The organism is Thermomonas fusca (genome assembly GCF_005862345.1).
GTDB classification, from domain to species: domain Bacteria; phylum Pseudomonadota; class Gammaproteobacteria; order Xanthomonadales; family Xanthomonadaceae; genus Thermomonas; species Thermomonas fusca.
On sequence record NZ_SROY01000002.1, the window covers coordinates 38,611 to 58,152 of the forward strand.

Annotated in this window: 21 protein-coding genes, 2 tRNA genes and 1 other RNA gene; 14 read left to right on the plus strand and 10 right to left on the minus strand. The window is 70.6% G+C overall.

Going from position 1 to position 19,542, the window contains the following annotated elements:
* Positions 1-9: 9 nt before the first annotated feature.
* On the minus strand, positions 10-714 hold the full coding sequence (locus E5S66_RS04425; RefSeq protein ID WP_028838424.1) for a PP2C family protein-serine/threonine phosphatase: 705 nt from the start codon (positions 712-714) through the stop codon (positions 10-12).
* Positions 715-1,030: 316 nt separating this feature from the next.
* Positions 1,031-1,121, minus strand: a tRNA-Ser gene (locus E5S66_RS04430).
* A gap of 82 nt (positions 1,122-1,203) precedes the next feature.
* Between E5S66_RS04430 and E5S66_RS04435 the strand changes: the two genes are divergently transcribed.
* Positions 1,204-1,611 carry a DUF6165 family protein gene (locus tag E5S66_RS04435; RefSeq protein WP_138347913.1) on the plus strand — a complete coding sequence of 136 codons (408 nt, stop codon included), beginning with the start codon at positions 1,204-1,206 and terminating at the stop codon, positions 1,609-1,611.
* Positions 1,612-1,615: 4 nt separating this feature from the next.
* On the opposite strand, the gene E5S66_RS04440 is transcribed toward E5S66_RS04435, so the two are convergent.
* The gene (locus E5S66_RS04440; protein ID WP_246037144.1) at positions 1,616-2,668 is read right to left on the minus strand and encodes a glycosyltransferase family 9 protein; all 1,053 of its coding nucleotides are present in this window, start codon (positions 2,666-2,668) and stop codon (positions 1,616-1,618) included.
* Positions 2,669-2,689: 21 nt separating this feature from the next.
* Between E5S66_RS04440 and E5S66_RS04445 the strand changes: the two genes are divergently transcribed.
* Positions 2,690-3,433, plus strand: a complete 744-nt coding sequence (locus E5S66_RS04445; RefSeq protein WP_138347917.1) for a 3-deoxy-D-manno-octulosonic acid kinase — start codon at positions 2,690-2,692, stop codon at positions 3,431-3,433.
* A gap of 146 nt (positions 3,434-3,579) precedes the next feature.
* Here the strand turns inward: E5S66_RS04445 and ffs are convergent.
* Positions 3,580-3,676: signal recognition particle sRNA small type (gene ffs / locus E5S66_RS04450), an RNA gene on the minus strand.
* A 43-nt stretch (positions 3,677-3,719) separates the two neighbouring features.
* Positions 3,720-3,812: transfer RNA gene (locus E5S66_RS04455), tRNA-Ser, on the minus strand.
* Between the two features lie 93 nt (positions 3,813-3,905).
* Here E5S66_RS04455 and dnaX point away from each other — a divergent pair.
* The 4 genes from dnaX to E5S66_RS04475 all read left to right on the plus strand — a co-directional run bounded on the left by dnaX (position 3,906) and on the right by E5S66_RS04475 (position 7,161).
* On the plus strand, positions 3,906-5,633 hold the full coding sequence (gene dnaX, locus E5S66_RS04460) for a DNA polymerase III subunit gamma/tau (protein ID WP_138347919.1): 1,728 nt from the start codon (positions 3,906-3,908) through the stop codon (positions 5,631-5,633).
* A 30-nt stretch (positions 5,634-5,663) separates the two neighbouring features.
* Entirely contained in the window at positions 5,664-5,984 is a 321-nt protein-coding gene (locus tag E5S66_RS04465) for a YbaB/EbfC family nucleoid-associated protein (protein WP_138347921.1), read from the plus strand.
* A gap of 130 nt (positions 5,985-6,114) precedes the next feature.
* Complete coding sequence (gene recR, locus E5S66_RS04470; protein ID WP_138347923.1) at positions 6,115-6,711, plus strand: recombination mediator RecR; 597 nt, start codon at positions 6,115-6,117, stop codon at positions 6,709-6,711.
* Between the two features lie 96 nt (positions 6,712-6,807).
* Complete coding sequence (locus E5S66_RS04475; RefSeq protein WP_138347925.1) at positions 6,808-7,161, plus strand: histidine triad nucleotide-binding protein; 354 nt, start codon at positions 6,808-6,810, stop codon at positions 7,159-7,161.
* A gap of 108 nt (positions 7,162-7,269) precedes the next feature.
* On the opposite strand, the gene E5S66_RS04480 is transcribed toward E5S66_RS04475, so the two are convergent.
* From E5S66_RS04480 to E5S66_RS04490, 3 genes are read right to left on the minus strand one after another with little or no spacing between them, the layout of a single operon-like run.
* Positions 7,270-9,222, minus strand: a complete 1,953-nt coding sequence (locus E5S66_RS04480) for a transglutaminase TgpA family protein (protein ID WP_138347927.1) — start codon at positions 9,220-9,222, stop codon at positions 7,270-7,272.
* Complete coding sequence (locus E5S66_RS04485; protein WP_138347929.1) at positions 9,215-10,162, minus strand: DUF58 domain-containing protein; 948 nt, start codon at positions 10,160-10,162, stop codon at positions 9,215-9,217. Before E5S66_RS04485 ends, E5S66_RS04480 begins: the two co-directional genes overlap by 8 nt.
* 25 nt (positions 10,163-10,187) lie before the next feature.
* Positions 10,188-11,138: an AAA family ATPase gene (locus tag E5S66_RS04490; protein ID WP_138348676.1), complete on the minus strand. Its 951-nt coding sequence runs from the start codon at positions 11,136-11,138 to the stop codon at positions 10,188-10,190.
* 54 nt (positions 11,139-11,192) lie between these two features.
* Here E5S66_RS04490 and E5S66_RS04495 point away from each other — a divergent pair, with 54 nt between their 5' ends.
* Both E5S66_RS04495 and E5S66_RS04500 read left to right on the plus strand, forming a co-directional pair.
* Entirely contained in the window at positions 11,193-13,034 is a 1,842-nt protein-coding gene (locus E5S66_RS04495) for a glycosyltransferase family 39 protein (RefSeq protein WP_138347931.1), read from the plus strand.
* Between the two features lie 8 nt (positions 13,035-13,042).
* Positions 13,043-14,338, plus strand: a complete 1,296-nt coding sequence (locus tag E5S66_RS04500; protein ID WP_138347933.1) for a hypothetical protein — start codon at positions 13,043-13,045, stop codon at positions 14,336-14,338.
* A gap of 16 nt (positions 14,339-14,354) precedes the next feature.
* Here E5S66_RS04500 and E5S66_RS04505 read toward each other — a convergent pair whose 3' ends face one another.
* Together E5S66_RS04505 and E5S66_RS04510 are read right to left on the minus strand one after the other, a co-directional pair.
* On the minus strand, positions 14,355-14,933 hold the full coding sequence (locus E5S66_RS04505) for a Maf family protein (RefSeq protein ID WP_138347935.1): 579 nt from the start codon (positions 14,931-14,933) through the stop codon (positions 14,355-14,357).
* A 3-nt stretch (positions 14,934-14,936) separates the two neighbouring features.
* Positions 14,937-15,302, minus strand: coding sequence for a hypothetical protein (locus E5S66_RS04510; protein ID WP_028838438.1), 366 nt, complete (start codon positions 15,300-15,302; stop codon positions 14,937-14,939).
* 113 nt (positions 15,303-15,415) lie between these two features.
* On the opposite strand from E5S66_RS04510, the gene E5S66_RS04515 reads away from it, so the two are divergent.
* From E5S66_RS04515 to acpP, 6 genes are all read left to right on the plus strand, one after another.
* Positions 15,416-15,934 carry a YceD family protein gene (locus tag E5S66_RS04515; protein ID WP_171033475.1) on the plus strand — a complete coding sequence of 173 codons (519 nt, stop codon included), beginning with the start codon at positions 15,416-15,418 and terminating at the stop codon, positions 15,932-15,934.
* 51 nt (positions 15,935-15,985) lie between these two features.
* A complete protein-coding gene (gene rpmF / locus E5S66_RS04520) occupies positions 15,986-16,180 on the plus strand; it encodes a 50S ribosomal protein L32 (protein ID WP_028838440.1) in 195 nt (64 codons plus the stop codon).
* Positions 16,181-16,357: 177 nt separating this feature from the next.
* Positions 16,358-17,347: a beta-ketoacyl-ACP synthase III gene (locus tag E5S66_RS04525; protein WP_138347938.1), complete on the plus strand. Its 990-nt coding sequence runs from the start codon at positions 16,358-16,360 to the stop codon at positions 17,345-17,347.
* A 130-nt stretch (positions 17,348-17,477) separates the two neighbouring features.
* On the plus strand, positions 17,478-18,434 hold the full coding sequence (gene fabD / locus E5S66_RS04530; RefSeq protein WP_425472163.1) for an ACP S-malonyltransferase: 957 nt from the start codon (positions 17,478-17,480) through the stop codon (positions 18,432-18,434).
* Positions 18,431-19,177, plus strand: a complete 747-nt coding sequence (fabG, locus tag E5S66_RS04535) for a 3-oxoacyl-ACP reductase FabG (RefSeq protein ID WP_138347940.1) — start codon at positions 18,431-18,433, stop codon at positions 19,175-19,177. Before fabD ends, fabG begins: the two co-directional genes overlap by 4 nt.
* An 89-nt stretch (positions 19,178-19,266) precedes the next feature.
* Positions 19,267-19,506 (plus strand): acyl carrier protein, encoded by a 240-nt coding sequence (acpP, locus tag E5S66_RS04540; protein ID WP_028838444.1) that lies wholly within the window; start codon positions 19,267-19,269, stop codon positions 19,504-19,506.
* The last annotated feature ends 36 nt before the right edge of the window (positions 19,507-19,542 follow it).

The following is a 19,542-nucleotide window of genomic DNA, read 5'->3' on the forward strand; positions in this document are numbered from 1 at the left end:
GATCGCGGCTCAGTGCCGCCGAACCAGCACCACCGTCACGTTGTCCGAGCCGCCGCCATCCAGTGCCGCCGCGACCAGGCCATCGACGCACTCCTGCGCGCTGCATTCGCGGTGCGCGAGCACCTGCGCGATATGACGGTCATCCACTTCCTCGGTCAGCCCGTCGCTGCACAGCAGCAGCTGCATGCCCGGGCGCAGCTCGCCCGCGAGTGTTTCCACGTTGAGCTGTTCCGGCGCGGTCACGCCCAGCGCCTGTGTCACCACGTTGCGATGCGGGTGGCTGCGGGCCTGGTCGGCGCTGATGGCGCCCTGGGCGATCAGTTCCTGCACGTAGCTATGGTCGTGCGAGATCTGGGTCAGGGTGCTGTCCCGCCAGAGGTAGACCCGGCTGTCGCCGACCCAGGCCACTTCGAAGCGATTGCCGTTGACCCGGGCCACCACCACCGTGGTGCCCATCGGCAGGCTGTCGCCGCGGCGCCGGGAGCAACGGATGATTTCCTCGTCGGCGATGCGGATGGCCTCGGCCAGAGTGCTGCCGGCGCGCACCTGGCGGACGATGGTTTCCCGCGCCAGGGCGCTGGCGACCTCGCCGTACTCGTGGCCGCCCATGCCGTCGGCGACCAGCCACAGCCCCAGGTCGCTGTCGCCGTAATAGGTGTCTTCGTTCAGCTCGCGCCGCAGGCCGACATGGGTCAGATGTCCGAATTCGATCATGCGCGCGGGATTTGTCCGGGTGTCATGGGAGGTAACGGAATCATGCGCAGGAACCGGACGTGACGGCAATGCGGATTTGCGCTGCCGTCGGGCAATGATTGTGGAGGGCGCGACAGGGCGCCTGTGCCGGAAGTCTGGCGTGGGGCGGCGCTTGGGTCTGTCGCGGAGGGAGGGGCGGACTCGGGCCATCCATGGCCCTCGTCCTGCGGGCAGCCTGCGGCGGCAATCCTGCCGAGCAGTCGAACCCTGCGCGGGTGCTCGTCCGTCGCGTCCCCGCAGACATGAAAACGCCCCCTGACGGGGGCGCTTTCATGTCTGGCGGAGAGGGAGGGATTCGAACCCTCGGTAGGCTATAAACCTACGCCTGATTTCGAGTCAGGTACATTCAACCGCTCTGCCACCTCTCCGGAAGTGGGCCGCAGATGATACGGGGCCAGCTGCCTGTCGGCAAGGCGTTACACTGGCCGCCCCTCCGGAGGCTGCGTCCCGATGTCCGAAATCCTGGTGCCCGTGTCGTTCGGCGAGCTGCTGGACAAGATCGCCATCCTGCAGATCAAGTCCGAGCGCATGACGGACCCGGCCAAGCTGGCCAACGTCCGTGCCGAGCTGTCCGCGCTGGAGAAGACCTGGATGGCCCATCCTGCCGCCGGTCGGGACATCGTCACGCTGCGGGCCGAGCTGAAGGCGGTCAACGAGCGCCTGTGGGTGATCGAGGACGACATCCGCCTGAAGGAAAAGGCCCAGGCCTTCGACGAGGAGTTCATCCGGCTGGCGCGCTCGGTGTACTTCCAGAACGACATCCGCGCGCGGGTGAAGAAGGACATCAACCTGGCGCTGGGATCGGCCTACGTCGAGGAAAAGTCGTACCAGGACTACGGCAGCGGGCAGGGCGCCTGAGCCGTCAGTCGAGACTGGTGCGGAAGCGCTCGAACGCGCCGATGGCATCGTCCACGGCAATCAGGTCCATCACGCCCTCGGCCTCGATCTTCGTTCCCCACTTCAGTTCCGCCGCCGGCCTGCCACGGAACCTGCGCGCGGCATCGTCGTAGCGGTCCACGCACCAGCGGCGGTCCGAATACGGGCCGCTGCGGTGCGGGTTGGTGGCGGCGTGCAGGCCCAGCACCTTCGTACCCATTGCATTGGCGATGTGCATCGGGCCGGAGTCCGGCGTGACCAGCAGGTCGGCGTGGGCCAGCAGGGCCGGCAGTTGCTTGAGGGTGTCCTTGCCGATCAGGTCCAGCACGCCGTCGCGCGCGGCCATCGCGTTGAGGATGGCGTCGCCGGTGCTGCGCTCCAGCTCGCTGCGGCCGCCGCAGAGCACGATCCGCCAGCCCTGCGCGGCGGCGTGGTCGGCCAGTGCGGCGTAGCGGTCGGCGCGCCAGTTGCGCAGCGCGTGGCTGGAGCAGGGCGAGATCATCAGCGTGCGGCGGCCGTCGTGCTGCCATTGCGCGCGCGCCCATGCGTGGGCGTCATCCGGCACCGGCAGATTCCAGACCACTTCGTCGCGCACCAGCCGCAGCGGTTCGCAGAAGCTGCCGATGGCGTCCAGCACGTGGATGTCGCCGTGGTCGGGGATGCGCTCGCTGACGAACAGGCCGTGGCCTTCCTTGCTGCGCGATCTGTCGTAGCCGATCCGCCGCCTTGCCGGCACGAACGCCGACAGCAGGTTCGCGCGCGCGGAGACCTGCAGCTGCAGCAGCGCATCGAAGCGTTGGGCCAGTTCGCGGCGCAGCGCGCGCATCCCGGCCAGCCCGGTCTTCTTGTCGTATTCGACGAAGCGCACGCCGGGCAGGCCGTCCAGCAGGCGGTGCTCGCCGCGGCCGATGACCCAGGTCAGCTCGACCCCGGGCAGGCCCGCTTGCAGCGTGTGCACCAGCGGCAGCACGTGGGTGACATCGCCCAGCGCGGACAGCCGCAGCAGGCAGATCGAACGCGGGGCATGGGGTTTTTGCACGCGGTTGTTACACTCGGAAGAATGACGGGTTTCGACGCCAACGAACATCTGACGCCGTTCCGCGACGCGCGCGGCTATGGCGCGATTCTGTTCGACCGCACGCAGCTGCGGCAACCCGAGCCGGACTGGTTCGACCCGGAACACTGGGGCATGGCCGCCCAGCGGGTGGCTGAAGGCGGCCGCGGCGGCGCCTGGTTCATCGATTTCGGCCAAGGCGATGCGCTGCTGCGGCACTACCTGCGCGGCGGTCTGGTCGCCCGCTTCAACCGCGATCGCCACCTGTGGCGCGGCATCCAGCGGGTGCGCAGCTTTGCCGAGTTCCGTCTGCTGCGCACCCTGCGGGCGAAGAAGCTGCCGGTGCCGCTGCCGTTTGCCGCCTGGTACCAACGGGAGGGGGTGCATTACCGCGCGGCGATCCTGATGCAGCGCCTGCAGGACGTGCGCCCGCTGGCCGCGCTGGCGGCCGACGGCATCGCGCCCTGGGAGGCCGCGGGTCAGCTGATTGCGAAGTTCCATCGGGCCGGGCTGGACCATGCCGATCTGAACGCGCACAACATCCTGTTCGATGGGCAGGGGCGCGGCTGGTTCATCGACCTCGATCAGTCGCGCCTGCGCATTCCCGCCACCGCCTGGCGCGAAGCCAATCTCGAACGCCTGCACCGCTCGCTGCGCAAGCTGCGCGGCATGCGCAGCGCGGAGGAGGTGGATGCCGACTTCGCCCGTCTGCGCGCCGCCTACGCGGTAGCGTGGGATCGCGGTTACTGAATCTTTGCGGCAGGCCGAAGCGATTGCTTCAGCCCCCTTTGCAAGGGGCGGCTCGCGCAGCGAGCGGGGGATTGGAAACAACGAGCCTGCGGCCCAAGGCTTGCGAAGCAGACTTCGGATTCATGGCAAAGCCCGAAAAGGCGGTGACCCCGCCGGCTGACCTCGGCGCCCGCGTCAGTCGATACCGTTGCTGCCTTCCGGCCCTGGCGGAGTTTTCGACCTAGCGTCGCGAGGGGCCGACGGGGCCACCATAGACGTGGGCCGCGCAGCGCGCGGCCCTGGAACCTGGCGGAGAGAGGGGGATTCGAACCCCCGAAGCGCGGTTTAGACGCTTACACACTTTCCAGGCGTGCTCCTTCAACCACTCGGACACCTCTCCGGAACCGCGCATTCTAGCGGTGGCCCGGCCGTTCCACAACAGAACTCGGCGAACGGGCATCGACGGGCTGGCGGCCCATGCCACAATGACGGCATGTCCTATCTCGTGCTTGCCCGCAAGTGGCGCCCCCGGCGTTTCGCCGAACTGGTTGGCCAGGAACACGTGGTGCGTGCGCTGACCAACGCGCTGGAAACCGGGCGCGTCCACCACGCATTCCTGTTCACCGGCACCCGCGGCGTCGGCAAGACCACCATCGCGCGGATCTTCGCCAAATCGCTGAACTGCGAGCGCGGCACGTCCAGCGATCCCTGTGGCGAGTGCGAGACCTGCCTGGCCATCGATGCCGGCCGCTACATCGACCTGCTGGAGATCGACGCCGCATCGAATACCGGCGTCGACAACGTCCGCGAGCTGATCGAGAACGCCCAGTACATGCCCAGCCGCGGCAAGTACAAGGTCTACCTGATCGACGAAGTGCACATGCTGTCGAAGCCGGCGTTCAACGCGCTGCTGAAGACGCTGGAAGAGCCGCCGGGACACGTCAAGTTCCTGTTCGCCACCACCGACCCGGAAAAGCTGCTGGTCACGGTGCTCAGCCGCTGCCTGCAGTTCAACCTCAAGCGGCTGGACGAGGCGCAGATCCACGGCCAGATCGTGAAGATCCTCGGCGCCGAGGGCATCGAGGCCGATGACGATGCGGTGGCGCAGCTGGCGCGCGCGGCCGATGGCAGCCTGCGCGACGGGCTGTCGCTGCTCGACCAGGCCATCGCCTATGCCGGCGGCCGGCTGGACGGCGCCACCGTGGCCGCGATGCTGGGCACGGTGGACCGCAGCCGCGTGCAGGCGCTGCTGGCCGCGCTGGCAGCTGGCGACGGCGCGCGGCTGCTGGACGAGGCCGCGCAGCTGGCAGAATTTTCGCCAGACTGGACCAGCATCCTCGATGCCTTCGCGCAGGCGCTGCACCGCATCCAGGTGAAGCAGCTGGTGCCGTCGGTGGATGTCGGCAGCGATGCCATCGACGTCGAGGGCTTGGCCGCGCAGCTGCGGCCCGAGCTGGTGCAGCTGTGGTACCAGATGGCGCTGAACGGCCGCCGCGACCTCGGCCACGCGCCCAGCCCGCGCAGCGGCTTCGAAATGACCCTGCTGCGGATGCTGGCGTTCCGGCCGGATGCCGCCACGCAGCTGGCGGCCCCGCGGCCGCAGCCGGCCGCTGCCGCGCAGGCCGTACCGCAGTCTTCGCAAGCACGCACCGATGCCGCCGCCCGGGCGCGTGCGGCCATGGCCGAAGTGGTGCCGGTGCCGCCGCCCGCACCGCCGCCGCCCGCACCAGCTTCCGCGCCCGCGGAGATACCGCCCGCGCCCAAGCCGCGCGTGGCGGAAGTCGCGCCCGCCAGCAACGCCTACGCATCTGCGGGCAGTGCGCTGCTGGTCACCGATTCGGAGCACTGGCTGGAGCTGGTCGCGGGCTGCGGCCTGCGAGGTCCGGCCAAGCTGCTGGCGGAGAACGCGGGCTTCGTCGGCCATGCCGATGGCGTGCTGCGGCTCTCGCTGGCGTCCGAGCAGGAGCACCTGAAGTCACCCAGCCTGGTGCTGCAGCTGTGCGATGCGGTGGGTCGGCAGCTTGGTGGCGAGGTGCAGGTCCGCTTCGAGATCGGCCAGCCGCGCGGCGAAACCGCGAACGCCCGCAACGCGCGCGAGCGCGACGCGCGCCAGGCAGGCGCGGAGAGCGGCTTCGCTGCCGACCCCGGCATCCAGCGGCTGGTCCAGCAGCACGGCGCGCAGATCGTGCCGGACTCGATCCGCCCGCTCGGCGCGAGCTGAAATCCAACATCGCAACTACGGAAGAACGACATGCGTGGAAACATCGCCCAGCTGATGCAGCAGGCGCAGCAGATGCAGGAAAACATGGCGCGCGCGCAGGAAGAGGTGGCGGCGCTGGAAGCCACCGGCAGCGCCGGCGGCGGCATGGTCAGCGTGACCCTCGGCGGGCGCATGGACTGCCGCAAGGTGCGCATCGACCCGACCGTGTTCACCGACCCGGAAATGGCCGAGGACCTGGTGGCCGCCGCCTTCAACGACGCGGTCAACAAGATCAATGCCGCCTCGCAGGAAAAGATGGCCGGCGCCACCGCCGGCATGCAGCTGCCGCCGGGCTTCAAGCTGCCGTTCTGAGTTTGCGAATGACGGGGCATCCTGCCGCCGCATTCGCAACGCGGGCGAAAAACATGGTTTTCGCCCGCTTGCGCGTCGCCCTGCGTGCGCCACGTGCGCACATCCATGTGCGCAACCAGGTCTCTGACCCATGACCGCCTCCCTGCTCGAACACCTCATCGACGCCCTGCGCGTGCTGCCGGGCGTTGGCCAGAAGTCCGCGCAGCGGATGGCCTACCACCTGCTGGAGCGCCAGCGCGACGGCGGCCGGCGGCTGGCCGATGCGCTGGCCGAAGCGATGGAGCGGATTCGCCACTGCAGCCGCTGCCGCGATTTCAGCGAGACCGAAGTCTGCCCGACCTGCGCCAGCAGCGCGCGTGATGCGCAACTGCTGTGCGTGGTGGAAACCCCGGCGGATCGGCTGGCGATCGAGCAGGCCACCGGCTTTCGCGGCCTGTATTTCGTGCTGCAGGGGCGGTTGAGTCCGCTTGACGGCATCGGCCCGCGCGAGCTGGGGCTCGACCTGCTGGCGCAGCGACTGGAAGAAGGCGGGGTGCGCGAACTGATCGTCGCCACCAACCCCACCGTGGAGGGCGAGGCGACCGCGCACTATCTGGCGCAGCTGGCGCGCGCGCGCGGGGTTGCGCCCAGCCGGCTGGCGCACGGCGTGCCGCTGGGCGGCGAGCTGGAATACGTGGACCGCGGCACCCTGTCGCACGCGTTCGGCAGCCGCAGCGAAATTCCGTAGCAACGCAGCGCGCGTTGCGTTGCGTGTGGATCGACAAGGGGCATCGGGCCTGTGCTGCGCTCCTACAATGCACGGTAATTCCGACAGGAGCCCGCCATGTCCGACACCCTGTTCCACAAGATCATCCGCCGCGAAATTCCCGCCGACATCGTGTTCGAGGACGAACAGCTGATCGCGTTCCGCGACATCGCGCCGCAGGCGCCGGTACACGTGCTGTTCGTGCCGAAGCGGGATTTCGCCACGCTCAATGACGTACCCGAAGGAGATGCGGTGGTGATCGGCCGGCTCGCTACTGCCGCGGCGCGCTATGCAAAGGCGCAGGGCTTCGCCGCGGATGGCTACCGGATCGTGATGAACTGCAATGGCGACGGTGGCCAGACGGTGTTCCAGATCCACCTGCATCTGCTGGCCGGGGCGCCGCTGGGGCGTTTCGGTACGCCGCAGAAGTAGGGGGGCGACCGTCGCGCCTTCATCCAGGCGCGCACGCGGAAGTGGCGGCCGGTGCATCTCGATCAGCGGTCGGCATGATTTCGACGGGCTGGCCCGGCCCGCCGTGCCTCAGGGGCGATGCACGCGCAGGTCGCGCAGCAGCGCCTGCAGTGCCGCGCGGTTCCCCGCCGGCGCATAGCGCGCCTGGTTGAAGCGCGCGGCCAGCGTGGCCAGGTGCTGGCCGGCGCGGGGGCTGTCCGCCGCCACCCGCGTGGCCCAGGCCAGCGCCGGTTCGTGCGTCGCGCGGCCGCGGCCGAGCCTGCGGTAGCGTGCCTCCAGCGCATGCCAGGCGCGCAGCAGCGGGTCGCGCTGGCGTTCGCCGCGGGCGATCAGCCAGGCCATCCACACCAGTGCCAGCGCGGCGATGGCGGCGAACAGCGCGACCAGTGCACCCGCGCCCAGCCGGTCCAGCCCCAGCGGCTTGAGCAGGCTTTGCTGGCGCTGCGCGTTGAAGCCCAGCACGAAGTCGTTCCAGCCGCGGCGCATCCAGTCGCCTGCGTTGAACATCGGCACCAGCGCGTCGAGCCCGGCGATGCGGCCCGGCTGGCGGTCGGCGATGGTGTCGTAGACGCGCTCGGGCGCGACCGCGGCGGTGGGATCCACGCGCACCCAGCCGCGCGCCGGCAGCCAGACTTCGGCCCACGCGTGTGCGTCGGACTTGCGCACCAGCCAGTAGTCGCCGATGGGATTGCGATAGGCGCCGGCATAGCCGGTGACCACCCGCGCGGGAATACCGGCGGCGCGCATCAGCACCACGAATGCGGAGCTGAAGTGCTCGCAATAGCCTTCCCTGCGGTCGAACAGGAAGTCGTCGACCTCGTTGCGGCCGGCCAGCGGCACCTCGAGGGTGTAGGCGAAGTCGCGGCGGATCATCGCCAGCGCGCGGCCGATGAGGGCGGCGTCGCTGCGGCCCTGCGCGTCGCTGCCGGCTTCGCGCCGCCACTGCCGGCCCAGCGCGACTGTGCGCGGGTTGTAGCCCCGCGGCAGCGCCAGTGCGCGCGCGCGCAGCGGCGGCGGGAGTTCGGTCTCGAACGCGGCCGGCGGCGCCGAATGCATGCGCCAGCGCGACACGTTGTACTGCGCGGTTTCCGCCCACGGCGTGTAGTCGCGGCTGGCGTAGGCGCCGTCCGGCAGCAGGGTGGGCAGGTCCAGCGCAACCAGCTGGCGATCCTCGGTGGGCTCGATGTCGATGCGGTAGTCCCAGCCCGCGCCGGCCGGCTGCATCGGCGCCACCGGGAAGCGCTGCAGGTCGCGCGCCTGCCGCCAGCTGCGGCCATCGAAATCCCACAGCACCGGCCCGCGCCAATACATCTGCTGCGGCGCGGGGGTGGCACCGAAGAACTGCACGCGGGCGGCCGGGCTGTCGTCCAGCAGCAGCTCGCCCATGCTGCCGGGGGTCATCGTGTCGGACAGGCCCGGCGTGGCGACGCTGCGGTGCGGCAGCCCCCACAGTGGCGAGGGCAGGCGCGGGAACAGCCAGAACGCCGCCAGCGCCAGCGGCAGCCCGAGCGCGAACAGGCGCAGCACGCCGAAGGCCGCAGCGCCGCGCCCGGCGGGCTGCGCGACTTCGCCCTCGTCCGCGGCTAGCTGCTGCAGCGCCAGCAGCGCCAGCAGCACCGCCAGCAGCGCCAGCGCCAGACTGGCCGGACCTTGATCGAGCAGGAAGGTGGCGAACGGTGCGAACAGGCCGAAGCCAACCAGGCTGCGGCCGTCGCGCAGGCTGAAGGTTTCGGCCGGCTTGAGCGCCAGCATCGCCGCCAGCACCGCGCAGGCGGTGTCGCGGCCGATGCCCGGCGCCACCACCGCCACCGCCAGCAGCGCGCAGGCGCTGAGCAGCAGCCGCAGCAGCGCCGGCATCGGCCGCCGCCACGAAGCCGCGGCCACCGCCAGCGCGCCGATGCCGAAGGCCGGCCCCAGCCACGCCGGCAGCTGCAGCAGCAGCGGCAGCAGGCAGGCGGCGGCCGCCAGCAGCACCTGCATGCGGGCGCGTGGCGTCATCGGCGGCGATGCGTGCTCAGCCATGCGCAGGCTCCGACGCCGGCGGGTCATGCGGCAGCAGCGCCAGCGCGCGCAGGCAGCGGTGCCGGTGCGGCGGCCCGCGGTCGCTGGCGATGGGCGGCTGCGCCGGCAGCTGCAGGCCGTAAAGGCGGCCGTCGCGCTCGGCATCGTCGACCCAGCGCGCCAGCCGGCGGATGCGCTGCTCGTAGGGCAGGCCGGCGGTCTGCTGCCAGTCCAGCAGCAGTTCGCCGCCGCGCTGCTGTTCGTAGTCGCGTACCAGCAGGCTGTCGTGGCGGGCCGAAGCCTTCCACGCCACCGTGCGCGGCGGATCGCCCGGGCGATAGCCGCGCAGGTGATGCGGTTCGTCGCCCGCACGGGTGACCTGCGCATGGTCCTGCCCGCCCGCCGGAATCGGCAGCGCTGGCGCCTGGGTTTCCGGCGCCGGGTACACCAACAGCGATTGCGCCGGCCAGGCATAGCCCCAGGCGCGCGCCAGCCCCAGCGGCTGCACGCTGGACAATTCCAGCCGCGGCAAAGGCAGCAGGCCGCGATGCGTGGTGGCCAGGCGCAGTTCGGCGGAGGCGCCGCTGGCGTCGAGCGCAACGTGGGTGGCCTGGCCACCTGCCGATACCCGCAAGCCGCGACGTTGGCGCGCATCGGCGGCGCCCAGGGCAATCCGCAGGTGCAGGTCCTCGCCGGCCGCCACCGGTTCGGCCGCCACCGCTTCCACCCGCAGCCCGGACAATTGCATATGCGCCGCAATCAGGCTGGCCTGCGCTGCACCGGCCAGCAGCAGCGCCAGCAGCAGCGCCGGGTTGTTGTTGAAGTTGAGTGCGCCCAGCAGCATCGCCCCCAGCAGCAGGCCGAAGAACAGCCCGCTGGCGGTGGGCAGCACGTAGATGCGGTGGCGCGTGAGCTGCGCCGGCAGCGTTTCCGGCGCGCGCGGGCGCATCCACGACCGCATGCGCCTGCGCAGCGCGGCGATCACCTCAGTCCACCGCGACCGCGTGCAGGATCGCCTTGGCCAGGCTGGCAGCCGGGGTGTCCGCATCCGCCACCAGCCGGTGCTCGGCCACCGCCGGGAACAGCGCCTGCACATCCTCGGGCACCACGTGGCCGCGGCCCAGCAGCAGCGCATGCGCGCGCGCCGCGCGCAGCAGCGCCAGCCCGGCCCGCGGGGACAGGCCCACCCGCACGCCGGGCTGCTGGCGGCTGCGCGCGATCAGCGCCTGCACGTAGTCCAGCAGCGGCTCGGCGGCATGCACCTGCGGCACCGCCCGGCGCAGGGCGAGGATGCGCGGCGCGTCCAGCACCGGGGCGACGTTCGCGATCAACTCGCGGCGGTCGCTGCCGGCCAGCAGCGCGCGTTCTGCTGCGGCATCGGGATAACCCAGCGCCAGACGCAGCAGGAAGCGGTCCAGCTGCGAATCCGGCAGCGGGTAGGTGCCGGACAGGTCGACCGGGTTCTGGGTGGCGATGACCAGGAACGGATCGGGCAGGGCGCGGGTCTGGCCGTCGATGCTGACCTGGTGTTCGGCCATCGCCTCCAGCAGCGCGCTCTGGGTGCGCGGCGGCGCGCGGTTGATCTCGTCGGCCAGCAGCACGTGGGTGAATACCGGGCCGGGATGGAACTCGAAGCGGCGTGCCTGTGCCTCGTACACCGATACGCCGAGGATGTCGGAGGGCAGCAGGTCGGAGGTGAACTGCACGCGGCTGAAATCCAGCCCCAGCGTGGCCGCCAGCGCATGCGCCAGGGTGGTCTTGCCGAGCCCGGGCAGGTCCTCGATCAGCAGGTGGCCGCCCGCCAGCAGGGCGACGAAGGCCAGCCGCACCTGCACCGGTTTGCCCAGCACCAGCGTGTTCACCTGCGCCTGCGCGTCGCGCAGGGCCTGCTGCAGCTCATCGGTTAGCATCTGCGCCGGTACCGGGATCGCGGACATGTCGTTGGGCATCGGTTCTCGGAAGTGGCAACGAGTGTAGCGAGGACGCCGGGAATGCAGGATGCGGGAAGCGCGGCGGCGCGGCGCGGGTTCATCGCCGGCTGGCTGCTGCTGTGCGTGCTCAAGCTGGCGCTGGCGGTGCGGCTGCCGCTGTTCGTCGATGAGGCCTTCTACTGGCAGGAGGGCCAGCATCCGGCCTGGGCCTATTCCGACCTGCCGGCGCTGACCGCGTGGCTGGCGCGGCTGGGCGTGGAGGTGTTCGGCCAGCATGCGCTGGGCCTGCGGCTGCCGTTCCTGCTGATCGGCGCGGCGCTGCCGTGGCTGGTGGTGCGGATGGCCGCGCGCGAATTCGGTGCGAACAGCGGCTGGCAGGCCGGACTGCTCGCCCTGCTGCTGCCGCTGGCTGGCAGCCTGGGCCTGCTGGCGCTGCCGGACGTGCCGATGCTGCTGGCCACGCTGCTCTGCCTCGACGCCGGATTGCGGCTGCTGCGCCGGGTCGATGTCCTGGGGGCGGGCGAACTGGCGCTGGGCCTGCTGCTCGGCGGGTTGACCCATTACCGCTTCGTCGCGGTGATCGCGGTGGGGTTTGTCGGGTTGTTGATGCTGCGCGACGGGCGTCACGCGCTGCGGCATCGCGCGCTGTGGGTGGCGGTTGCGATCGGCGCGCTGGCCTGGCTGCCGTTGCTGCTGTGGAACCTGCGCAATGCCGATGCCGGCCTGCAGTTCCAGCTGGTCGAGCGGCATCCGTGGCGGTTCGGCGGCGATGGCTTCGTGCTTGGCCTGCTGCAGCTCCTGCCGGCCACGCCGCTGCTGCTGGCGGCGATGGCGTTGGCCGCTTGGCGCGGCCTGCGCGAGTCGCGACCCGCCGCGCGCTATCTGGCGCTGTGCGGCAGCGGCATCGTGCTGGGTTTCCTGCTGCTGGGATTCTTCGCCGATCGCGAGCGGGTCAGCTTCCACTGGCCGCTGCCCGGCTTCGTCGCGTTGCTGCCGCTGCTGCCGGCGGTGCTGACCGGCTGGCCACGCGGCTGGCGCATCGCCACGCTGGCTACCGCGGCGGCGGGGCTGGGGCTGGTGCTGGGCTTCTTCCTCATGGCCTCGGTGCCGGCGTGGCGCGAGCAGACCGCGGGACATCGCCTGTATCCGGCCAATTTTGCCGGCTGGGGCGCGCTGGCGGAGGCGGTGCGCGGCGAACGCGCCGCCATGCCGGCCGGCACGCGGTTGCTGGCCGGCGATTTCAAGATCGGCGCCGAACTCGGATTCCTGCTCGCCGACCCGCGCATCGCCGTGCTCGACCATCCGCTCAACCACCACCACGGCCGCGCGCCGCAGCTGGCGCTGTGGGGGTTGCAGCACGACGGTGCCCGCGATGCGCCGATGCTGCTGGTGGTCGCCGCCACCGACGTGAAGTTCCGTGAGGAGCTGGCGTATTTCCAGCGGCTGTGCGAACAGGTCGGCCCGCTGCCGCCGCCACGTGTGCTGAACATCGACCATGGCCGCCAGCGCTTCCTGCTGTTCGCATTGCCGGCACGGCGCGGCGACGGGGCGTGCGTGACGCCGGCGCTCGCCAATATCGATGCGCCTGCAGCCGGCGCGCGGGTGGAGCGGCGGTTCAAGGTGTCGGCCTGGGCGGCCAAGGACGTGGCCGGCGTGCGCAGGGTGGAAGTACTGCTGGATGGGCGGGTGGTGGCCACGGCGCAACGCGCCGGCGCCAACCCATGGGTGGTCGACGACTTCCTGCAGGGCCGCTCGCTTGATCCGGCCGTGCCGCAGGTGCAGTTCACCGCCGAGGTGGACGTGCGCGCGCTGCCGGCCGGGACGCACTGGCTGGGCCTGCGCGTGACCGGCAGCGACGGCGCGGTCGAGGACGGCCCCGAACAACCCGTGCAGCTGCGCTGAGCGCGACGATGCACACCGCTTCCCGCGTTTCCCCGCTTCCCGTCGTCGCGCTGCCGCTGGCGCTGTGCCTGCTGCTGGCCGCCACCCTGCAGCTGCAGCTGCCGCTGATGCTGTGGGACCACATCGACCTGGTGCCGATCTACGACGCATGGCGGCGCGGTGCGCTTGCCGCTTCGCAGTTCTGGCGCATCCACGACGGAAGCCATTTCCATTCCGCGGCCTATGCGGTGCTGCTGGCCACCACCTGGCTGTCGGGTGGGCGGCCGTGGCTGGACTGCGTGGCCGGTTGGGGGTTCTACGCGCTGCTGGCGTGGACGCTGTGGCGGCTGGTCGGCAACGGTTGGCGCGAGCGGAAGGTGGCGCGCGGTTGGTGGGGGGCGATGCTGCTGCTGATCGCGCATCCGGGCCATCTCGCCAACCTGCAGTGGGGTTGGCAGGTGGCGGTGTTCATCAGCCTGCTGGGCGCGGTGGCGCCGATCCACTGGCTGACGCTGGAGCGGCCCACGCAGGCGTTGAACCTTGCCGGCGTGGTGCTGGCGGTTATTGGCGTGCTGGGGTTTTCCACCACCCTGGCGGTGTTCCCGGTGGCGCTGGCGCTGGTGGTGTTGCGTAGCGAATGGTCGTGGCTGCGACGCCTGACCTTCGCGCTGCCATGGCTGCTGGCCGGCGGCGCCCTGGTGGCATGGCTGCTGGCGGCGCGCGGCGAGCCGGTGGCGCTGCCCGGCGCCGGTGCGCTGGCGCTGTACGCGCTCAACTACCTTGGCGGCGGGGTGCTGCGGTTCGCCGAAAACATCGCGCCGTGGTGGACGTTGTTGGCCCTGGTGCTGGCGATTCCCGCCGCCGTGCGCTGCCGCCGGCAGGCGCAGGCGCGGCCGTGGCTGGCGCTGATGGCGTTTGCGTTGGGCTGCGCCCTGTTCACGGCGCTGGGGCGCGTCGGCAACTTCGGCACGGACCACGCTTTCGTGACCCGTTATGCCAGCTTCGCGCTGCTGTTCTGGATCGGCTGGCTGGGCTTGATGGTGCTGGCCTGGCGCGATGTCGCGACGGCCTGGCGCTGGGTGCGACCGCTGTTGATTGTCACGCTGCTGTTCGCGGCGGTGAATGGCGCGCATCTGGCGAAGAAGGCCCGGACCACGCACCAGCGCGCGGTCGCGGTCGCCGCGCAGATCCGCGCGGATTGGCCGCAGCTGGACGACGCGCTGCTGGCGCAGGCCTACGGCGACCGCGCCGCCGCCGCGCGGCAGCGGCTGGCGCTGCTGCGGCAATGGGGTTTCGCCCCGTTCGGCCGCGCCGACGCCGACTGACGGTGCCCGCGTCCACTCAGGGCAGGGTGAAACCCGCCTGCCGCAGCAGCGTGCAGGTGGCGATCAGCGGCAGGCCGATCAAAGCGGTCGGGTCGCGGTTGTCGATGGACTCGAACAGGCAGATGCCCAGGCCTTCCGACTTGAAACTGCCGGCGCAGTCGAACGGCTGCTCGGCATCCACGTAGCGTTCGATTTCGGCGTCGGCCAACGCGCGGAAACGCACCCCGGTGAGATCGATGGCGGCCAGCGCGCGGCCATCGGGATGGGCCAGGCACAGCGCGGTATGGAAGCGCACCACCCCACCGGACATCGCCCGCAGCTGGGCGATCGCGCCATCGCGGCCGCCCGGCTTGCCCAGCGGCCGGCCGTCGAGGTCGGCGACCTGATCCGAGCCCAGCGCCCAGCCGTCGCCGGCCAGGGTGCGCGCCACCGCCTGCGCCTTGGCTTTGGCCAGACGCGTGGCCAGCGCCAGCGGGGTTTCGCCGGGCAGGGCGGTTTCCTCCACCTCCGGGCGGGCCACCGCGAACGGCAGGCGCAGCCGTTCCAGCAGTTCGCGGCGATAGCGCGAGGTCGAGGCGAGGGTCAGCTGCGGCATCGGTCAGGCTGTCCCGGCGCGGGCGCGATCGACCTGCTGCAGCTGCCGCTCGATGCTGGCGCGGGCGGCGTCCAGCGCATCGCGCACGCCGTGCAGCTGCTCCAGGCTGGCGCGCTCGGCGTTTTCCTGCAGCCACAGCCGCTGCCGCAGCAGCTCCTGCATGGCCGTGCGCACCGGGTTCTCGTCGCTGCCGGCCACCGCCTCGATCTCTGCGCGCGCCGCCCGCAGGCGCGACTCCAGCGCATCGGCCGCGTCCAGCAGTTGCGAGATCGCCTGTTGGCGGCCACGGCTGCCGCGGCGCAGGCGCAGCGCCAGCCAGGACGCGCAGCCAGCGAGCGCGAGGAAGAGCAATGGCAGCAGGATTTCCATCGGCGCAGTCTGCGCGAGCCCGCCCGGGCCCGCAAACCGGCGAGGATGCTGCTGCGGCCCGCGCGCGGATGGATTTGACAGCGGTCGGGGCGACGCGTAGCATTTTGCGGCTTATGTCCGAACAGCCGACAAGCCGGGTGCCAGAAGTCTTGGATGCCTGGCGCATGGTGGCGGCGCGGCGCGAGTTCGAAGGCAGGATTCCGCTGGCGGCGATGACGCGGCTGCGCGGCAGTCTGGTCGATGCCGAAGGCGAGGTCCGCTACATGCTGGCCTTCGATACCGACAGCCTGAAGGTGCCCCACGTCGAGCTGCGGATCGATGCGGAACTGCCGCTGGAATGCCAGCGCAGCCTGCAGCGGTTCGTGCAGCCGGTGCGGCTGGTGCAGCGGCTGGGCTTGATCCGTGACGAGGCCGACGAAGCGGCCCTGCCGCCGGATTACGATCCGCTGCTGGTGCCCGCCGACGGCATGCTGCGGCCGGCCGAGCTGGTCGAGGACGAATTGATTCTGGCGTTGCCGGTGGTGCCGGTCTCGCCCGATGCCGAGACGGTCGAGCGCGACTTCGCGCCCACCGTGGAGGAAACCGCCCAGGCCAACCCGTTCGCGGCGTTGTCCGGGTGGAAGAAGGAATAGTGCGATAATCGCCGCATCGCGCGTCACATACGTTTTTCTTGGAGTTGTCCGATGGCTGTCCAGAAGTCCCGCGTTTCCCCGTCCCGCCGCGGCATGCGCCGCGCCCACGACGCCCTGTCCGCCAAGCAGCTGGCCACCGATCCGACCAGCGGCGAGACCCACCTGCGCCACCACGTGACCGCCGACGGCTACTACCGCGGCAAGCAGGTCATCGTGCCGAAGACCAAGGTGGCTGACGAAGAGTGATCCGTCGGCCGCAAGGCCGGCGCCACGACGCACCACGCCCGGCCGCGCCTCATGGCGCGGCCGTTGGCGTTTCTGCGCCCGCAATCCCGATGGCGGCGGCCGCGGCGGTGGCTTCGGCCGCGCCCGCGCCCCGCATCGGCTAATCTTGTCCGCTTGATCAGGGGAGTTGCCGTCCGCATGAGCCAGACCGAAAGCCGCATCTACGCCCGCATCGCCGGCACCGGCAGCTACCTGCCCGAGAAGGTCCTGACCAACGACGACCTGGCGAAGATGGTGGACACCAGCGACGAGTGGATCGCCGCCCGCACCGGCATCCGCGAGCGCCACGTGGCGGCGGAAGGCCAGACCACCAGCGACCTCGGTTACCAGGCCGCGCTGCGCGCGCTGGAGGCGGCCGGCGTCCGCGCGGACGAGCTCGACCTGATCGTGGTCGGCACCACCACCCCTGACCTGATCTTCCCGTCCACCGCCTGCCTGATCCAGCACAAGCTGGGCGTGGCCGGCTGCCCGGCCTTCGACGTCAACGCGGCCTGCTCGGGCTTCATCTACGGGCTCACCATCGCCGACAAGTTCATCCGTTCGGGCGCGGCCAAGACCGCGCTGGTGATCGGCGCCGAAACCCTGACCCGGATGCTGGACTGGAACGACCGCGGCACCTGCGTGCTGTTCGGCGACGGCGCCGGCGCGGTGGTGCTCAAGACCGACACCGACACCGGCATCCTCAGCACCCACATGCATGCCGACGGCAGCAAGGCGGAACTGTTGTGGAACCCGGTCGGCGTGTCGGTCGGCTTCAAGCCGGAGGAAGAGAACGCCGGCGTGCGGGTGATGATGGCCGGCAACGAGGTGTTCAAGCACGCGGTGAAGGCACTGGACTCGGTAGTCGAGGAAGCGCTGCAAGCCAACGGGCTGGACCGCACCGAGCTGGACTGGCTGGTGCCGCACCAGGCCAATCTGCGGATCATCGAAGCCACCGCCAAGCGGCTGGCGATGCCGATGGACCGCGTCATCGTCACCGTCGACCGCCACGGCAACACCTCGTCCGGCTCGGTGCCGCTGGCGCTGGACGAGGCGGTGCGTTCGGGCCGGGTGCAGCGCGGCCAGCTGGTGCTGCTGGAAGCGTTCGGCGGCGGCTTCACCTGGGGCTCGGCGCTGCTGCGCTACTGAGTCCGCGCCGCCGGACACGCATCCGGCCCGCCAATACGCCCCGGTACAGACAGGCTAGAGCAATTGCTCGTATCATGCCCGCCCCAACGCAGGGCTACGTCCTGCGCCACATCTGCACGGTTTGCATAGCGTGAGCGAAGCCATCCAATCCAATCCGGTCGCGCTGGTGTTTCCCGGTCAGGGATCGCAGGCGGTCGGCATGCTGGCCGAACTGGCCGAGCTGCATCCTTCCGTGAAGGCCACGTTCCAGGAGGCCTCCGATGGCGCCGGCGTGGACCTGTGGGCGCTGTCGCAGGGCGGACCGGAGGAAATGCTCAATCGCACCGAGTACACCCAGCCGGCGCTCCTGGCCGCGGGCGTGGCGGTGTGGCGGCTGTGGAACGAGCAGGGCGGGCCGATGCCGTCGGTGCTGGCAGGCCACAGTCTGGGCGAATACACCGCGCTGGTCGCGGCCGGCGCGCTGTCGCTGCACGACGGTGCGCATCTGGTGCGCATTCGCGGCCAGCTGATGCAGGACGCAGCGCCCGCCGGCACCGGCGCGATGGCGGCGGTGCTGGGCGCCGAGGATGCGCTGGTGGAAGCGGTCTGCGCGGAGGCCTCCGGTGCGCAGGTGGTGGTGCCGGCCAACTACAACTCGCCCGGCCAGATCGTGATCGGCGGCGATGCCGCGGCGGTGGACCGCGCGCTGGCGCTGCTGCAGGAAAAGGGCGTGCGCAAGACGGTCAAGCTGGCGGTCAGCGTGCCGTCGCATACGCCGATGATGCGCGAAGCGGCCAACCGGCTGGCGCAGACCATGGCCGGGCTGGAATGGAAGCTGCCGGCGTTGCCGGTGGTGCAGAACGTGGATGCACGTGCGCACGGCAGCGTCGATGCGATCCGTGACGCGCTGGTGCGCCAGCTATACCTGCCGGTGCAGTGGACCGGCTGCATGCAGGCGCTGGCCGCGCGCGGCGTCGTCCGCATCGGCGAATGCGGCCCAGGCAAGGTGCTGGCCGGGCTGGCCAAGCGCATCGACAAATCGCTCGACGCACGCGCGTTGGGCACGCCGGCCGAGTTCGCCGGCGCCATCGAGGAATGGAAGGCATGAGCGAGTTGTTGCTGCAAGGTGAAGTCGCGCTGGTCACCGGCGCATCGCGCGGGATCGGCGCGGCGATTGCGAATGAACTGGCGGCGCTGGGCGCCACCGTCATCGGCACCGCCACCAGCGACGCCGGCGCGCAGGCGATCGGCGAGCGGCTGGCCGCGCGCGGAGGCCACGGCCGTCGCCTCAACGTGAACGAAGCCGGCGCCATCGAAGCGCTGGTGGAGGCCGTGTCCAGCGAATTCGGCGCCATCTCGATCCTGGTCAACAACGCCGGCATCACCCGCGACAACCTGCTGATGCGGATGAAGGACGAGGACTGGCAGGCCGTCCTCGACACCAACCTGACGTCCGTCTATCGCGCGTCGAAGGCGGTGCTGCGCGGGATGATGAAGGCGCGCAAGGGCCGCATCGTCAACATCGCTTCGGTGATCGGCGTCACCGGCAATGCCGGCCAGGCCAACTACGCCGCGGCCAAGGCCGGCATCATCGCGTTCAGCAAGTCGCTGGCGAAAGAAATCGGCTCGCGCGGGATCACCGTCAACGTGGTTGCGCCGGGCTTCATCGCCACCGACATGACCGCCGACCTGCCGGAGGCCGCGAAGGAGGCGATGCTGGGCCAGATCGCATTGGGCCGTTTGGGCGAACCGGCCGACATCGCCCGCGCGGTGGCTTTCCTCGCGGGGCCGTCGGCGACCTACATCACCGGCGAGACCCTGCACGTCAACGGCGGCATGTACATGCCGTGATTTACCGCCGGGCGGCCTGTCCTCATGTCGCCCGGGTTTCCCGTACACTTCACCACTGAACGACCCGATTTCCGGGAGGAGCAACCCACATGAGCAACATCGAAGAGCGCGTCAAGAAGATCGTCGTCGAACAACTGGGCGTCAAGGAAGAAGACGTCACCAACAGCGCGTCGTTCGTGGACGACCTGGGCGCGGATTCGCTGGACACCGTGGAGCTGGTGATGGCGCTCGAGGAAGAGTTCGAGTGCGAAATCCCGGATGAAGACGCGGAAAAGATCAGCACCGTGCAGGCTGCGATCGACTACATCAAGGCCCACGTCAAGGCGTAAGCCCGGCGTCCGCCAGCTGTACCCCGGGGGCCGCGC

Coding starts and splice junctions, on each gene's coding strand:
- E5S66_RS04515 (WP_171033475.1), top strand. CDS start 15,416: ATGTCCGAACAGCCGACAAGCCGGGTGCCAGAAGTCTTGGATGCCTGG.
- E5S66_RS04505 (WP_138347935.1), bottom strand. CDS start 14,933: ATGCCGCAGCTGACCCTCGCCTCGACCTCGCGCTATCGCCGCGAACTG.
- E5S66_RS04445 (WP_138347917.1), top strand. CDS start 2,690: ATGACGGGTTTCGACGCCAACGAACATCTGACGCCGTTCCGCGACGCG.
- E5S66_RS04495 (WP_138347931.1), top strand. CDS start 11,193: ATGCAGGATGCGGGAAGCGCGGCGGCGCGGCGCGGGTTCATCGCCGGC.
- dnaX (WP_138347919.1), top strand. CDS start 3,906: ATGTCCTATCTCGTGCTTGCCCGCAAGTGGCGCCCCCGGCGTTTCGCC.
- E5S66_RS04435 (WP_138347913.1), top strand. CDS start 1,204: ATGTCCGAAATCCTGGTGCCCGTGTCGTTCGGCGAGCTGCTGGACAAG.
- fabG (WP_138347940.1), top strand. CDS start 18,431: ATGAGCGAGTTGTTGCTGCAAGGTGAAGTCGCGCTGGTCACCGGCGCA.
- E5S66_RS04475 (WP_138347925.1), top strand. CDS start 6,808: ATGTCCGACACCCTGTTCCACAAGATCATCCGCCGCGAAATTCCCGCC.
- E5S66_RS04480 (WP_138347927.1), bottom strand. CDS start 9,222: ATGGCTGAGCACGCATCGCCGCCGATGACGCCACGCGCCCGCATGCAG.
- E5S66_RS04485 (WP_138347929.1), bottom strand. CDS start 10,162: ATGCGGTCGTGGATGCGCCCGCGCGCGCCGGAAACGCTGCCGGCGCAG.
- E5S66_RS04465 (WP_138347921.1), top strand. CDS start 5,664: ATGCGTGGAAACATCGCCCAGCTGATGCAGCAGGCGCAGCAGATGCAG.
- E5S66_RS04525 (WP_138347938.1), top strand. CDS start 16,358: ATGAGCCAGACCGAAAGCCGCATCTACGCCCGCATCGCCGGCACCGGC.
- rpmF (WP_028838440.1), top strand. CDS start 15,986: ATGGCTGTCCAGAAGTCCCGCGTTTCCCCGTCCCGCCGCGGCATGCGC.
- acpP (WP_028838444.1), top strand. CDS start 19,267: ATGAGCAACATCGAAGAGCGCGTCAAGAAGATCGTCGTCGAACAACTG.
- E5S66_RS04500 (WP_138347933.1), top strand. CDS start 13,043: ATGCACACCGCTTCCCGCGTTTCCCCGCTTCCCGTCGTCGCGCTGCCG.
- recR (WP_138347923.1), top strand. CDS start 6,115: ATGACCGCCTCCCTGCTCGAACACCTCATCGACGCCCTGCGCGTGCTG.
- E5S66_RS04490 (WP_138348676.1), bottom strand. CDS start 11,138: ATGTCCGCGATCCCGGTACCGGCGCAGATGCTAACCGATGAGCTGCAG.
- E5S66_RS04425 (WP_028838424.1), bottom strand. CDS start 714: ATGATCGAATTCGGACATCTGACCCATGTCGGCCTGCGGCGCGAGCTG.
- E5S66_RS04510 (WP_028838438.1), bottom strand. CDS start 15,302: ATGGAAATCCTGCTGCCATTGCTCTTCCTCGCGCTCGCTGGCTGCGCG.